At 64.3% G+C, this 14,401-nt stretch carries 11 protein-coding genes; 8 read left to right on the top strand and 3 right to left on the bottom strand.

All coding sequences use genetic code 11. The features are described from left to right. Positions 1–420: 420 nt before the first annotated feature. The 4 genes from V5279_RS13035 to V5279_RS13020 all read left to right on the top strand — a co-directional run bounded on the left by V5279_RS13035 (position 421) and on the right by V5279_RS13020 (position 5,713). Positions 421–2,034: an ABC transporter substrate-binding protein gene (locus tag V5279_RS13035; RefSeq protein ID WP_338697863.1), complete on the top strand. Its 1,614-nt coding sequence runs from the start codon at positions 421–423 to the stop codon at positions 2,032–2,034. A gap of 246 nt (positions 2,035–2,280) precedes the next feature. Further along, complete coding sequence (locus tag V5279_RS13030) at positions 2,281–3,258, top strand: ABC transporter permease (RefSeq protein ID WP_166203220.1); 978 nt, start codon at positions 2,281–2,283, stop codon at positions 3,256–3,258. Positions 3,259–3,260: 2 nt separating this feature from the next. Continuing rightward, the gene (locus V5279_RS13025; RefSeq protein ID WP_338697859.1) at positions 3,261–4,091 is read left to right on the top strand and encodes an ABC transporter permease; all 831 of its coding nucleotides are present in this window, start codon (positions 3,261–3,263) and stop codon (positions 4,089–4,091) included. Continuing rightward, positions 4,088–5,713: an ABC transporter ATP-binding protein gene (locus V5279_RS13020; protein WP_338697857.1), complete on the top strand. Its 1,626-nt coding sequence runs from the start codon at positions 4,088–4,090 to the stop codon at positions 5,711–5,713. Before V5279_RS13025 ends, V5279_RS13020 begins: the two co-directional genes overlap by 4 nt. Before the next feature lie 16 nt (positions 5,714–5,729). Here the strand turns inward: V5279_RS13020 and V5279_RS13015 are convergent, their stop codons facing one another. The 3 genes from V5279_RS13015 to V5279_RS13005 form a co-directional block, all read right to left on the bottom strand. After that, a complete protein-coding gene (locus V5279_RS13015) occupies positions 5,730–6,875 on the bottom strand; it encodes a fructose-1,6-bisphosphatase (RefSeq protein WP_338697855.1) in 1,146 nt (381 codons plus the stop codon). A 215-nt stretch (positions 6,876–7,090) separates the two neighbouring features. Beyond that, positions 7,091–8,278 carry a 6-phosphofructokinase gene (locus tag V5279_RS13010; RefSeq protein ID WP_338697853.1) on the bottom strand — a complete coding sequence of 396 codons (1,188 nt, stop codon included), beginning with the start codon at positions 8,276–8,278 and terminating at the stop codon, positions 7,091–7,093. Between the two features lie 222 nt (positions 8,279–8,500). Then, the gene (locus tag V5279_RS13005; RefSeq protein WP_338701147.1) at positions 8,501–9,868 is read right to left on the bottom strand and encodes an FAD-dependent oxidoreductase; all 1,368 of its coding nucleotides are present in this window, start codon (positions 9,866–9,868) and stop codon (positions 8,501–8,503) included. A gap of 135 nt (positions 9,869–10,003) precedes the next feature. Between V5279_RS13005 and V5279_RS13000 the strand changes: the two genes are divergently transcribed. The 4 genes from V5279_RS13000 to V5279_RS12985 all read left to right on the top strand — a co-directional run bounded on the left by V5279_RS13000 (position 10,004) and on the right by V5279_RS12985 (position 14,134). Then, positions 10,004–10,858, top strand: a complete 855-nt coding sequence (locus V5279_RS13000) for a VOC family protein (RefSeq protein WP_338697851.1) — start codon at positions 10,004–10,006, stop codon at positions 10,856–10,858. Positions 10,859–10,974: 116 nt separating this feature from the next. Beyond that, on the top strand, positions 10,975–12,297 hold the full coding sequence (locus V5279_RS12995) for a sugar ABC transporter substrate-binding protein (RefSeq protein WP_338697849.1): 1,323 nt from the start codon (positions 10,975–10,977) through the stop codon (positions 12,295–12,297). Between the two features lie 164 nt (positions 12,298–12,461). After that, positions 12,462–13,313 carry a carbohydrate ABC transporter permease gene (locus V5279_RS12990; protein ID WP_224741504.1) on the top strand — a complete coding sequence of 284 codons (852 nt, stop codon included), beginning with the start codon at positions 12,462–12,464 and terminating at the stop codon, positions 13,311–13,313. Beyond that, positions 13,310–14,134: a carbohydrate ABC transporter permease gene (locus V5279_RS12985; RefSeq protein WP_166297991.1), complete on the top strand. Its 825-nt coding sequence runs from the start codon at positions 13,310–13,312 to the stop codon at positions 14,132–14,134. Before V5279_RS12990 ends, V5279_RS12985 begins: the two co-directional genes overlap by 4 nt. The last annotated feature ends 267 nt before the right edge of the window (positions 14,135–14,401 follow it).

Genomic DNA, 14,401 nt, shown 5'->3' with positions numbered 1-14,401 from the left:
GATTCTGGAATGGGCACGATATGGCGGAAAACGCCGAGAAAAACAGTGTTTTCTGCACTCCCCACAGCAATATCGCTGTGGACAGCCCCCGAATCAGGGATTTTTCCAGTGTTTTTTCAAGTCAAGGCGCTTCCGACCCCTAAAATTACAGGGTTTGCGCGGCTTCGGGGCTCCCGAAACAGGCCCCCGAGAGAATCACCGCACACATCTTGAAGCGTCCGGGAGCGACAATGCGGCGCGCAATTCGGGTTGCGACGCGCTGCGACACGCCACTTCAGGTTTCGGAAATGATCCTCCAAAAGGGCGAGGCATTAGAAAATGACTCGGGTTCCCATTCCATCGTAACATCGTCAAAGGCCGCCACGACCGACCAGCTGGCCGGCCGATGCAAGCCTTTATGTAAGCCTTGGAGACCCGCGTATGGATTTGACCCGCCTTGAGATCAACCGCCGCACGGCCCTGCTGACCTCGGCCGCGATTGCGGCCAATGTCATCAATCCGATGCGGGCATTCGCGCAGGAAACACCGCGCAAGGGCGGCGTGTTCAACGTCCATTACGGCGCCGAGCAGCGCCAGCTCAACCCGAGCATCCAGGCCTCGACCGGCGTCTACATCATCGGCGGCAAGATTCAGGAGAATCTGGTCGACCTCGACGCCCAGGGACAGCCGGTCGGCGTGCTCGCCGAGAGCTGGGAGGCGGCACCTGACGGCAAGACCGTCACCTTCAAGCTGCGCAAGGGCGTCACCTGGCACGACGGCAAGCCGTTCACCTCGGAAGACGTCGCCTTCACCGCGATGAACATGTGGAAGAAGATCCTCAACTACGGATCGACGCTGCAGCTCTTCCTCACCGCGGTCGATACGCCCGATCCGCAGACCGCGATCTTCCGCTACGAGCGGCCGATGCCGCTGAACCTCCTGCTGCGCGCCCTGCCCGACCTCGGCTATGTCTCCGCAAAACATCTCTATGAGAGCGGCGACATCAGGCAGAACCCGACCAATCTGGCGCCGGTCGGCACCGGCCCGTTCAAATTCGTCAAATATGAGCGCGGGCAATACATCATCGCCGACCGCAACCCGGACTATTGGCGGCCGAACGCGCCCTATCTCGACCGCATCGTCTGGAAGGTGATCACCGACCGCGCCGCCGCGGCCGCGCAGATGGAGGCCGGCGAGTTGCACTACAGCCCGTTCTCGGGGCTGACGATCTCGGACATGGCGCGGCTCGGCAAGGACAAGCGCTTCATCGTCGCGACCAAGGGCAATGAGGGCAACGCCCGCACCAACACCATCGAGTTCAACTTCCGCCGCAAGGAACTGTCCGACATCCGCGCCCGCCGCGCCATCGCGCACGCGATCAACGTGCCGTTCTTCATCGACAATTTCCTCGGCGATTTCGCCAAGCTCGGCACCGGCCCGATCCCCTCGACCTCGACCGACTTCTATCCCGGCCCCAACACGCCGCAATATCCATACGACAAGGCCAAGGCGATCACGCTGCTCGACGAGGCCGGCTTCAAGGCCTCCGGCGGCAACCGCTTCTCGCTCAAATTGCTGCCGGCGCCGTGGGGCGAGGACATCTCGCTGTGGTCGACCTTCATCCAGCAGTCGCTGGGAGAAGTCGGCATCCAGGTCGATATCGTGCGCAACGACGGCGGCGGTTTCCTCAAGCAAGTCTATGACGAGCACGCCTTCGATCTCGCGACCGGCTGGCACCAGTACCGCAACGACCCCGCGGTCTCCACCACGGTGTGGTACCGCTCCGGCCAGCCCAAGGGCGCGCCGTGGACCAACCAATGGGGCTGGGAGGACAAGACCGTCGACAAGACCATCGACGATGCCGCGACCGAAGTCGATCCGGCCAAGCGCAAGGCGCTCTATGCCGACTTCGTCAAGGAGGTGAACACCGAGCTGCCGGTCTGGATGCCGATCGAGCAGATCTTCGTCACCGTGATCACGGCAAAGGCGCGCAACCACTCCAACACGCCGCGCTGGGGCTCGGCGAGCTGGCACGATCTTTGGCTCAGTGCCTGAGGCCGCTTCCGGCCAAGGCGGTGTTGCCTTCTCCCTCGCCCCGCTCTTGCGGGGAGAGGGTTGGGGTGAGGGGCTCTCTCCGCCGGATTAATCTACGATAGACCTGTACCCCCTCACCCGGATCGCATTTCGCTTCGCTGCATGCGATCCGACCTCTCCCCGTAAGCGGGGCGAGGTAAGCGAGAGGCAGAGCCCAATCCGACGCGCCCCCGTGTCCACTTCGTTCGAAAGCGCTATAGATAACGCATGCGTATCCTGAGCCTTGCGGGGCGGCGGCTTGCCGCCTCGATCCCGACCTTGTTCCTGATCCTGATCGGCGTGTTCCTGCTGTTGCAGCTCGCGCCGGGCGACACCGTCGATGCGCTGATGGCGCAGATGGGCGGCGGCGATGCCGCGACTGCAAAGGAATTGCGCAAGTTCTACGGGCTCGACCTCTCGGTGCCGGCGCAGCTCGCCAACTATCTGTGGCGGCTGGTGCGGCTCGATCTCGGCTTCTCCTCGATCTACGGCAAGCCGGTGGCGACCGTGATCCTGGAACGGCTGCCGCCGACCATCCTGCTGATGACTGCGTCGCTGTCGTTCGCGTTCTTCTTCGGCCTGCTGTTCGGCGTGATCGCCGCGCGTGGCGTCAACCGCTGGCCGGATACCATGATCTCCACCCTCGGCCTGATCTTCTACGCCACCCCCTCGTTCTGGTTCGGGCTGATGGCGATCGTGGTGTTCTCGGTCTATCTGCAATGGCTGCCATCCGGCGGCTTCCAGGATATCGGCACGGTGCAGACCGGAATCCGGGGCGTGCTCGATATCGCGGCGCACCTCGTGCTGCCGACGCTGACGCTCGGGCTGATCTTCCTCGCGATCTATCTGCGCATCATGCGGGCCTCGATGCTGGAGGTGCTGAACCTCGATTTCGTCCGCACCGCCCGCGCCAAGGGGCTCGACGAGACACATGTCATCACCCGCCACGTGCTGCGCAACGCGCTGCTGCCGATGGTGACGCTGATCGGACTGCAGGCCGGCACCATGCTCGGCGGCTCGGTCGTGGTGGAGAGCGTGTTCTCTTTGCCCGGCCTTGGCCGGCTTGCCTATGAATCGGTGGTGCAGCGCGACCTGAACACCCTGCTCGGCATCGTCTTCGTGTCCGCGCTGCTCGTCATCGTCGTGAACTTCGTCGTCGACCTGCTCTACGCGCGGCTCGATCCGCGCATCGCGGCGGAGGGCTGACGATGGACGCGATGAAACGCTACTTCCGCAGCCCGGCCGCGGTGATCGGCCTGATCCTGCTGCTGCTCGTGATCGCGATGGCTGTTAGCGCGGGCATTCTCTATCCGCGGGATCCCCTCGCTTTGGCGGGCCGGCCGCTGGTCTGGCCGTTTTCCAACCCACGCTTCCTGCTCGGCACCGACAATTCCGGCCGCGACATCGCAGCTCAAATCTTTTACGGCGCGCGGATCTCGCTGCTGATCGGCGGGGTCGCCACCGTGATCGCGATCCTGATCGGCATCCTGGTCGGCGCCTTCGCCGGCTATTACGGCGGCTGGGTCGACAATGTGCTGATGCGGATCACCGAGGCATTCCAGACCCTGCCGAACTTCGTGCTGCTGCTGGTGCTGGTCGCGGTGTTCGGCTCGACGCTGACCACGGTGACAATTGCGGTCGGCGTGGTGTCGTGGCCGGCGCCGGCGCGGCTGACCCGCGCCGAATTCCTGTCACTGCGCAACCGCGAATTCGTGCAGGCGGGCAAGACGCTCGGCATGAAGGACGTCCAGCTGATCCTCGGCGAGATCCTGCCCAACGCACTGCCACCTGTGATCGTCTATGCCAGCGTGGTGATGGCGGTCGCGATCCTCTTGGAAAGCGCGCTGGCGTTCCTGCGGCTGTCCGACCCCAACGTCGCGTCCTGGGGCAATTTGATCGGGCTCGGCCGCGATGTGCTCCGGGTGCAATGGTACGTCTCGGCCATCCCGGGCATCGCGATCCTCGTCACCGTGCTGGCGGTGTCGCTGGTCGGCCAGGGCCTCAACGATGCGCTCAATCCGAGGCTGAAGAGCCGATGAGCGAGACGGTCCTTTCGCTCGACGGACTGACGGTGCGCCTGCCCAAAGGCGCCGACCGGCCGCAGGCGCTGTCCGACGTTTCCCTGTCGATTGCATCGAATGAGATCCTCTGCGTGGTCGGCGAGTCCGGCTCCGGCAAATCGATGATGGCGAACGCCATCATGCGGCTGCTGCCGAATGAGGTGACCATCGAACAGGGCCGGATGATGTTCGACGGCCGCGACCTCTGCGCGGCCGATGCCGCAGAGATGCGCGAGGTGCGCGGCGCCGGGATTGCGATGATCTTCCAGGAGCCGATGACGGCGCTCAATCCGCTGCGCACCATCGGCGACCAGATCGGCGAGATGTTTGCGATCCACACCGCCCTGTCCAAGGCCGAGATCGCTGCGCGGGTGCAAGCGCTGCTCGAGGACGTCCGCATCCCCGACCCCAAGGCTGCCGCAAAGGCCTATCCGCACGAGCTCTCCGGCGGCCAGCGCCAGCGCGCCATGATCGCGATGGCGCTGGCGCTCGACCCCAAGCTTTTGATCGCCGACGAGCCGACCACCGCGCTCGACGTCACGACGCAGGCGCAGATCCTGAAGCTGATCCGCGATCTGCAGCAGCGCAAGAAGACCGCGGTGCTGTTCATCACCCATGATTTCGGCGTGGTCGCCGAGATCGCCGACCGCGTCGTGGTGATGCAGCATGGCGCGATCGTCGAGCAAGGCACGGCCGACGAGGTGCTGAACGATCCGCAGCATGCCTACACGAAGCAATTGATATCCGCGGTCCCGCCGCTGAAGGCGCCGCCACCGCGCATCCTCTCCGGCAAGGACATCCTGACCATTGAGAGCGTCTCGAAAACCTACCGCACCGGCGGCCTCCTCGGCCGCGGCGCGCGGGTCACGGAAGCTGTGAAAAACGTCTCGCTGCATCTGCCGCGCGGCGCGACGCTCGGCATCGTCGGTGAGTCCGGCTCGGGCAAATCGACGCTCGCCCGCTGCATCGTGCGGCTGATCGATCCCGACACCGGATCGATCGTGCTCGACGGCAAGGATTGGGCGAAGCTGACGCGCGAGGAAGTACGCCGCGAGACCCGCCACATCCAGATGGTGTTCCAGGATCCCTTCGCCTCGCTCAACCCGCGCCGCAAGGCGGCCGAGCTGGTGGCGCAAGGACCGATCGTGCACGGCACCGACCGCACCACGGCGATCGCGGAAGCACGAAAGCTGTTCGAACTGGTCGGCCTCGACCCATCCGCCGGCGACCGCTTCCCGCACGAATTCTCCGGCGGGCAGCGGCAGCGCATCGGGCTTGCGCGGGCGCTGGCGCTGAAGCCGGACGTGCTGGTCGCCGACGAGCCGGTCTCGGCGCTCGACGTCTCGGTGCAGGCACAGGTGCTGAAGCTGCTTGCCGGGCTGCGCCAGCAGCTTGGCCTCTCCATCATCTTCATCACCCACGATTTGCGGGTTGCCGCGCAGATCTGCGATCTTGTCGCCGTGATGAAGGACGGCGCCGTGGTCGAGCAAGGGCTGACGGCCGAGGTGTTCGGCCAACCGCAGCATCCCTATACCCAGGCGCTGCTCGCGGCGATCCCCGGCGGCGCGTTCGCGCGCGAGCACGACACCGCAACCGTGTAGCCGGGCACGCGCGGCCCTACTCCGCCGCTTGTGGCTTGGACTCCTCGCGCAGCCGGAAGCGCTTCAGCAATCCGGATACCGTGTCGCGGAAGCCGCCATATTCCAACTCGGAATAGGGTAGCATCGCGGCACCGGACCAGCCCTGGCTGCGCATCTCGATCGCCTTGCGCTGGGCGCGCTGGCGGACCTCGTCCCACGCAAGGTTGTCAAAGAAATCGGTATAAGACTCCGAAAACTTCCCGTCCCGGTCGACCGAGAAGCCGACGCAGGAAACGATCGGCAGGCAGTACATCCCCGTCACCGGGGTGTTGAGCGGCACGGGCATGAGCGGCATCACATGCGAGCCGCGCGCATCGCCGCCCACGAAGTGCGCCTTGGCGAATGGCGAGATGATTTCTTCGGGCGCCGCGAAAATGCCCTGGTTCCTGACGATCGCGACCGGATCATCCTTGCCGGTGTACTTGCCCGCGATGGAGTGAAGGCGCTGTGCCGAAACGGCGACGGCGACCTCGCCATAGGTTTTCGAGACGATGCGATCAATGCCGAAGCGCTCGTTGTCGCGAAGCAGCGCCGCAATGTGGTAGCCGTCCGCGGGCGCATCGAGTTCGATCACGCTGTCGCCGGCCGTGTTGTCCATATCGATGATATGGAAACGGAAGCCCTTGATCATCGGGGGCAGCATTAGCCCGGCGCAATACATGGGATCGGCAAAGGCCAGATAGAGCGGCAGGTTGTAGGCGCCAGGGCCGCATTTGTCGGCGGCGAACACCATGAAGGACTCCGCGGGTCTCGCGCCCGAGAGGCTGTGGTCGAAGCTGAGTTCGGCGACGGCCGGACCCGCGCCGCGAACGTTTCCGGAAGGGGCGTCGACGAGAAGATCCTGGCCGGCGCCGTAGAGCCCGGAGGTCTTCGCAACCGCAGCGGCCGCGAGAAACGTCTTCCAGGCGAATTGATGGACCTCGGAGCTCCCTTCGCCCCGCGTGTGTGTCATGATAATCGCAATATCGTCGCCGGTATGGCGGACGAAACCGTCGATCAGGAGACCGTTGTCGATCGCTTTCGCGACCTCCCCTTCGACAGCCGCCATCATGCGCGCAGATGGTTTCGTATGGCCCCCAACGGAGCCAATGTCAGCCTTGATGACCGAAATTGTGAGTTTCATGAGCATCCCTCCGACCGCAGCTCAGCGCCTTCGCCTCGGCGCTCGCTGCGCCGGCGACGGCGCGCTCATTCGCAAAAAGAACGTTGTGTGGTGCGACAGGTTCCCTGTGCAGGATCCCACGCGGGATTATGGCCCCGCTGCCGGCTTGTGTCGATGCGCGCCAACGACACATTCGGAATGGCCAGCCATGCTCGATGGGGTTACCACCTGCCGCGCTAGAAAGCGCGGTTGAGAAAGATCGGCAAGCCCCGCTTGTTGGAATAGAGAGGACGGTAGCGCTCCGTGTTGTACGCGCTTGCGACGTCCAATTTGCGCGGCCCGAGCTTGGCGTCAGGGATCGGCACGAGGTCGTAGCGGCCCTCGACCAGCGCCGACATGAGGCCGGTCTTGCCTTCCAGGATTGCATCGTAAGCCATGTTGCCGAACGTCAGCGCCACAAGCTTGTCGATGAAGTCCGGATCGCCTGACCGCAGGTCGTAGGTGAGGTCAGAGACGATGGTCTCCTCGCCGGTGCGCCGCTTGATCTCGTCCGCGAACGCTTCGGCCACGCTCGCCTTCCTGCGGTGACCGTAGGCGTCAGGCTCGCCGAATTCCTGCACCTTGTAGCCCTCCCACTCGGCGCCCTCGCTGAGCACGATCAGCGCGTAGTTGCTTGGGTTGCGGTGCTTATCATCGAGGAGAAGCTGGATCAGTTTGTCGAGATTGACCTTGTACTCCGGTATGGCGCATCGGATCGAGGTTGCGTATGCGGTATAGAGTGCCGTAAAGCCGGCATCGCGACCAAAGACGCGGAAAATGCCAATTCGCTCGTGCGAGCCGACGGTGGTGCGCTGGCGCTGGATGGCATCGCTGGCACGGGTGATCGCGGTCGAGAAGCCGATGCAGTATTCGGTGTTGCGAACGTCGTTGTCCATCGTCTTCGGGATGGCAATGATCTTGACGCCTCGCCCGTTGAGCTTGTCCGCGTAGCTGAGAGTATCGTCGCCGCCGATGGCGATCAGATGTTCGATACCGAGCCCCGCGAGATTCGCCAGCACCTCACTGGTGAGGTCCCACGTCGTGGTTGCGATGCCACCCTTGGTGCTCCGGGAAACCGGAAAGTCGTGGCCCGCGAGATGATCGGGCAACTTCTTCATTTTGGAGGGATTGGTGCGGCTCGAGTGCAGCACGGTGCCGCCGCGCCGGTCGATGACGCGCGTGTTTTCGCGGTTCAGCGGGATGATGTAATGGGACTTGCTGGCCGGGTCGTCGAGGTTCAGGTGTGTGAGGGCTTCCCAGCCGCGGCGGAGACCGACAACCTCGATGTCGTCCTCGCTGCCGCGATAAGTCACGCTCTTGATCACCGCGTTAAGGCCGGGGACGTCTCCGCCGCCCGTGAGAATACCAATGCGCTTCCTCGCCATGCCCACCTCCCAGGAATCGGTATATGGCAATAATGCCTGCGTCGCGTCGGGGTTTCCACAACGCTATCCGCCAACGGCGGAATCCTCGTGATCGCGGCGTTCCACCGGACCAGTTTGGGCTCCCATTCTTTGGAGCACGGTGTTGCCTGACCAGTCCTCGCCTCGGGCGGCTGGCCCCTCCATGCTCTATATCTCGCGCGCTTGGCGCGGCGTTGATCCGCGTCACCGCGACCGGCGCGAGGCGAGGAAATACTCCGCCCAGCGCAGCAATTCGAAGCGATCGCCCTTGACCGGCTCCTGCGCATCGCGGAGCCGGTAGAGCACCAGCATCCAGGGCGCGAGCTTGCGCAGCAATCCGTGCGCCATGTACTGCACCGGCTCCGTGAACGGCAGCGCCAGCTCGCTTTCCGGCACGCCCTGCACCGCCCGCGCCAATTCGCGGCCGAGCGGAATCGTCAGCGCGACAGCGCGGCCGTTGCAGCCGGTCCAGCCATAGGCGTTCGGTCCCAGCCGGTGCATGCGCGGCAGGAAATCCGCCGTCATCCCGACATAGCCGTTCCAGACATAGTCGAAGGAGACGTCGCCGATCTGCGGCCATATCAGCTGCAACCGCTCGGCCACCCGCGCCTTGAGCCGCCCGGTCTTGTCTCCCGGGCCGAGCACGGCGCCGCCGGTGACCAGGCGATTGCGGGCGTCGTAGCGCGCGAAATACAGTTCGCCATGGGTGTCCGACATCGCCTGCCTGGCGGGGATGATGGTCTTGCGAACATTGTCCGACAGCGGCTGGGTCGCCATCTGCCAGGACAGCACCGGCATCACCTCGGTTGCGATCTCCGGCACCAGCGATTTCGTGAACTCGCCGCTATAGGCATTGGTCGCGACCACCAGCGCGCGGCCGGAGATTTCGCCCTGCTCGGTCTTCACCACCCAGCGATCGCCGCGGCGCTCGAAACTGAGCGCCGGCGAACGGGCGTAGATACGCGCACCGAGGCCGAGCACGGTGCGCGCAAGGCCGCGCGCCAGCGCCAGCGGATTGATGTGACCGCCGCTCCTGTTCCAGAAGCCGCCGTACCACGAATCCGAGCCGAGCATGTCCCTGGTCTGATCGCGCGACAGCAGTTCGACCGGCGCGCCGAATTTCGACCATTGCTGCACCCGCCGCTCCGCGATCTTGATGCGGCCGGGCGAATGCACCGGCTGCACCCAGCCGGCCTGCTCCTGCTCGGCCGCGATGCTGTAGCGCCTGACGACGTCGAACAGCATGGACGCACTGTCGCGCAGCATCGCGACGAAGCGCTCGCCGGCCGCGCCGTGCCTCGCAATGATGTCATCGGGATCTGGGCGCGACAGCGTCGGGATCACCTGGCCGTTGTTGCGGCCGGAGGCGCCCCAGCCCGGCTCGGCGGCCTCGACGATCGCGACGTCGACATTGGCCTCGCGCAGATGCAGCGCGGTCGATAGACCAGTGAAGCCCCCGCCGATGATGACGACATCGGCCTGCTGCGCGCCGGTCAGTTCGGGACAATCAGGGCCCGGCGGCGTCACCGCTGCCCAGAGCGAATTGGGCCAGCGCACGGCATTGCTGTTCATCATGATCCTTTCTTGCAGGGGCCTGCGCGTTCTGGTTAGATTTATAGCGTTTTCGAGCGAAGTGGATACCGGTTCGCGTGAAGAAAACGCGTCAAAACAAAAGCCAATCCCTCATTCCAGCCGGGAAGACAAGAAGTGGCACTCAAGAACGTCATCGGAATCGATCACGCCGTGGTCATGGTCAAGGACCTCGACAAGGCCGCCGAGAATTACAAGCGGCTCGGCTTCACCGTGTCGCCGCGCGGCACCCACAGCGCGCATATGGGATCGGGAAATTACACCATCATGTTCGATCCCGATTACATGGAATTGCTCGGCGTGCTGACGCCGACAGAACACAATGCTCCGGCGCGCGCCTTCCTCGAGAAGCGCGGCGAAGGCATCGAACGCATCGCATTCACCGCGGTGGATTCCGCCGCCGGTGCCGAGGAGATTCGCGCGCGCGGCTATGTGCCGGTCGGGCCGACCGATTTCGAACGGCCGGTGACGCTGCCGAACGGCACCGTCTCCGCCGCGAAATTCCGCACCTTCCAGTGGCCGACCGCGGAAGCGCCGGGCGGCGTCCGCATCTTCGCCTGCCAGCACAAGACGCGCGAGACGGTGTGGATTCCCGAATTGATGACGCACGCCAATGGGGCAAAACGCCTCAAGCAGGTGCTGATCGTCTCGCCCGATCCCGCGACCGATGCCGCGCATCTCTCCAAGATGATCGATATCGCAGTCGGGCACGATGCCGACGGCGCCGTTGCGGTGCCATCCGGCGGCGACCGCGCTGACTTCGTGTTCCTGACCAGGGATCAACTCGGCAAGCGCTACCCCGGCGTATCGCTGGATGGGCTGCCTGAGCGCGGCGGCGCCGGCCTCGTGATCGCGGCCGACCTGGCGGCGACCGAGAAAGCACTGGCCGCAACCGGCGTGAAGAGCGGCAGCAGCATCACCGTGCCGCCGGCTGCCGGCAACGGCACCCTGCTCGCCTTCGTCAAGGCATAGCTGCCATACCATGCGCGGCGCAGCGTTATGCAGCGGCGCCGCGCATGTGGGGGCTAGGCACAGCAAGTCGAGACGCTAGTATCCCTCCCAAACAAGAACCGTCCTGGGAGAGAAACATGTCGCATCACCTGATCTCGCGCCGGCAGATGCTGGCCGGCACCGCCGCCGCCGGCGCGGTTGGATTGACCGGATTTCCAGCCCGCGCCGAGGTCAACTGGAAGAAATATTCCGGCACCACGCTCGAGGTGATCCTCGCCAAGGGGCCGCGCGGCGACAATCTGCAGAAGTACATCAAGGAATTCACCGAGCTTTCCGGCATCAAGGTCGAGTCGGAGCAGATTCCCGAGCAGCAGCAGCGCCAGAAATGCGTCATCGAGCTGTCCTCGGGCAAGCCGAGCTTCGATGTCGTTCACCTGAGCTACCACGTGCAGAAGCGGCAATTCGAGAAGGGCGGCTGGCTCGCCGACATGAGCGGCTATCTCAAGGACCCGAGCCTCACGCCGCCTGACCTCATCGAAAGCGATTTCTCCGCGGCCGGCCTGCAATATGCGCGCAACGACAAGGGCCAGATGTTCTCGCTGCCGTGGTCGGTCGACTATTTCATCCTCTACTACAACAAGGAGTTGTTCCAGAAGAAGGGCGTCGAGGTCCCGAAGACGCTGGAGGAGATGGCGGTCGCCGCCGAAAAGCTGACCGATCCGAAGGAAGGCATCTACGGCTTCGTCGGCCGCGGCCTGCGCAACGCCAACATGGCGATGTGGACCAACTTCTACCTGAACTTTGGCGGCGAATTCCTCGATGCCAAGGGCAACATTTTGACCGATGGCCCCGAGGCGATCGAGGCGACAAAGCTCTATCAGCGGCTGCTGACGAAATCCGCGCCTCCCGGCGTCGCCGGCTTCAACTGGATGGAATCGATGGCCTCGTTCACACAGGGACGCTCGGCGATGTGGATCGACGCGGACGGCTGGGCGCCGCCGCTGGAAGACCCCGCCGCCTCGCGCGTCGTCGGCAAGGTCGGCTACACACTGGTGCCCGCCGGACCCAAGGGCAAGTTCTCCTCGACCTATGGCGACGGCATCGGCATCGCTGCGGCGAGCAAGAACAAGGAAGCCGCCTATCTGCTCTGCCAATGGGTGGTCTCGCGGGGACAAGGCGCCCGCCTGCTGCAAGCCGGCGGCGGCGTGCCGTTCCGCAACTCCATCGTCGACGATGCAGAGGTCGCCAAGGGCGTGAAGACCAAGGAATGGCTGCAATCGGTGATCGACTCCGCCAAGATCTCGAAGCTCGGCCTGCCCGTCATCATCCCGGTCGCCGAATTCCGCGACATCGTCGGTGCGGCGCTGACCGCGACGCTGTCGGGCGCCGATCCCGCCACCGAGCTGAAGAAGGCGCACGAGCAATTCCGCCCGATCCTGGAGCGCAGCGAAAAAGCGTGAGCGTGGTGACACAGGCTGAGTCGGCGGCGGAGGCCAAAGCGTTTTCAAGCGAAGTGGGTACCGGTTCGCGTGAAGAAAACGCGTCAAAGCAAGACTCCAGAGCCGGAGGCTCTGGAGATGCCGCGCCGGCGCGTGAATGGCGTCCGCCGTCCTACTGGCCGTTCGTGATTCCGGCGCTCGTCGTGGTGCTGGCGGTGATCATCTTTCCATGGGTGTTCACGATCTGGATGAGCATGCAGGAGTGGAAGGTCGGTTCGCCTACCATCTTCGTCGGTCTCGCCAATTATTTGCGGCTGCCGACCGATCCGCGCTTCGTCGAGGCGGTCGGGCACACGCTGTCCTACACGGCGCTGTCGGTGCTGCTGCCGCTGGTGTTCGGCACGCTGGCGGCGGTGGTGTTTCACCAGAAATTCGCCGCGCGCGGCTTCTGGCGCGGCATCTTCATCATGCCGATGATGGCGACACCGGTGGCGATCGCGCTGGTGTGGACCATGATGTTCCACCCGCAGCTTGGCGTGCTGAACTACCTGCTGTCGCTGGTCGGCCTGCCGCCGCAGCTCTGGGTGTTCAACCCGGCGACCGTGATCCCGTCGCTGGTGCTGGTCGAGACCTGGCAATGGACGCCGCTGGTGATGCTGATCGTGCTCGGCGGCCTCGCCGCGATCCCGACCGAGCCCTATGAGAGCGCGCAGATCGACGGCGCCAATTTCTGGCAGGTGTTCCGCTTCATCACGCTGCCTTTGATCATGCCGTTCCTGTTCATCGCCGGCATGATCCGCATGATCGATGCGGTGAAAAGCTTCGACATCATCTTCGCGATCACGCAGGGCGGCCCGGGCTCGGCGTCGGAAACCATCAACGTCTATCTCTACAGCGTCGCCTTCGTCTATTACGACCTCGGCTACGGCTCGGCGATTGCGGTGGTGTTCTTCCTTCTGATCGTCGCGCTGGCAGCGCTGCTGCTTTACTTACGCAAGCGCATGCTGTGGACATCAGAGCTCGGAGACGGCGCATGAACCCGCGTCAGATTCTGGGCCGGATCGGGCTGTGGCTGTCGGTGTTCGTCATCGTCTCGCCGGCGATCCTGTTCTTCCTCTGGATGGCCTCGCTGTCGCTGAAATTCGAGATCGACAACGCCTCCTATCCGCCGGTGTTCATCCCGGAGCATTTCGCCTGGAAGAACTACGCCGACGTGTTCGCCTCCAACCGCTTCCTGACCTATTTCACCAACAGCCTTGTTGTCACCGGCTGCGCCACGGGCCTTGCGATGCTGGTCGGCGTGCCCGCCGGCTACGGCATTGCGCGGATGGCCGCACATAAGTCGGCGATCGTGATCCTGATCGCGCGCATCACGCCGGGCCTGTCCTACCTGATCCCGCTGTTCCTGCTGTTCCAGTGGCTCGGCCTGCTCGGCACGCTGGTGCCGCAGATCATCATCCATCTCGTGGTCACGGTGCCGATCGTGATCTGGATCATGATCGGCTATTTCGAGACCACGCCGCTGGAGCTGGAGGAAGCCGCGCTGATCGACGGCGCCACGCGCTGGCAGGTGTTCCGCCATGTCGCGCTGCCGATCGCCAGGCCCGGGCTCGCGGTCGCCTTCATCCTCGCTGTGATCTTTTCCTGGAACAATTTTGTGTTCGGCATCGTGCTGGCCGGGCGCGAGACCCGCACGCTGCCGGTCGCGGTCTACAACATGATCTCGTTCGACCAGCTGAGCTGGGGCCCGCTCGCCGCCGCCGCGCTGATCGTGACCGCGCCGGTGCTGCTGCTCACCGTGCTGGCGCAACGGCAGATCGTCGCCGGGCTCACCGCGGGCGCGGTGAAAGGCGGCTAGAGCAATATGAGTTATGGGGCCGCCGCGGGGGGCGCTGGCAAAATATCGAAAACAACCCCATGCAAAGTAGCCGGCGGCGGCCAGCGTTCGACCAAGCAACTTGACAGGTCGGGCAACTCAGGGGCATTCTTCTAATATTCCGAAATTGCGCAAACGTCCCGTCGCCCCAAGGCTATCGCATATGGCATTTGGGGGCTTCTGCAACTGACGCTTCCACGCCGCAGGCGGGAGAGGGAACGCGCCTTATTCGCGGCCGCAGCCCAGGTC

The sequence above is a fragment of the Bradyrhizobium sp. 26S5 genome (assembly GCF_036923295.1).
GTDB classification, from domain to species: domain Bacteria; phylum Pseudomonadota; class Alphaproteobacteria; order Rhizobiales; family Xanthobacteraceae; genus Bradyrhizobium; species Bradyrhizobium septentrionale.
Note: the sequence above shows the minus strand (reverse complement) of the source record. Positions and strands in the feature narration are given on the sequence as shown.

What these genes read in the sequence shown, in the direction of transcription:
- V5279_RS13020 (WP_338697857.1), top strand. Translation starts at nt 4,088, where the DNA reads ATGAGCGAGACGGTCCTTTCGCTCGACGGACTGACGGTGCGCCTGCCC.
- V5279_RS13015 (WP_338697855.1), bottom strand. Translation starts at nt 6,875, where the DNA reads ATGAAACTCACAATTTCGGTCATCAAGGCTGACATTGGCTCCGTTGGG.
- V5279_RS13025 (WP_338697859.1), top strand. Translation starts at nt 3,261, where the DNA reads ATGGACGCGATGAAACGCTACTTCCGCAGCCCGGCCGCGGTGATCGGC.
- V5279_RS13005 (WP_338701147.1), bottom strand. Translation starts at nt 9,868, where the DNA reads ATGAACAGCAATGCCGTGCGCTGGCCCAATTCGCTCTGGGCAGCGGTG.
- V5279_RS13035 (WP_338697863.1), top strand. Translation starts at nt 421, where the DNA reads ATGGATTTGACCCGCCTTGAGATCAACCGCCGCACGGCCCTGCTGACC.
- V5279_RS13010 (WP_338697853.1), bottom strand. Translation starts at nt 8,278, where the DNA reads ATGGCGAGGAAGCGCATTGGTATTCTCACGGGCGGCGGAGACGTCCCC.
- V5279_RS12995 (WP_338697849.1), top strand. Translation starts at nt 10,975, where the DNA reads ATGTCGCATCACCTGATCTCGCGCCGGCAGATGCTGGCCGGCACCGCC.
- V5279_RS12985 (WP_166297991.1), top strand. Translation starts at nt 13,310, where the DNA reads ATGAACCCGCGTCAGATTCTGGGCCGGATCGGGCTGTGGCTGTCGGTG.
- V5279_RS13030 (WP_166203220.1), top strand. Translation starts at nt 2,281, where the DNA reads ATGCGTATCCTGAGCCTTGCGGGGCGGCGGCTTGCCGCCTCGATCCCG.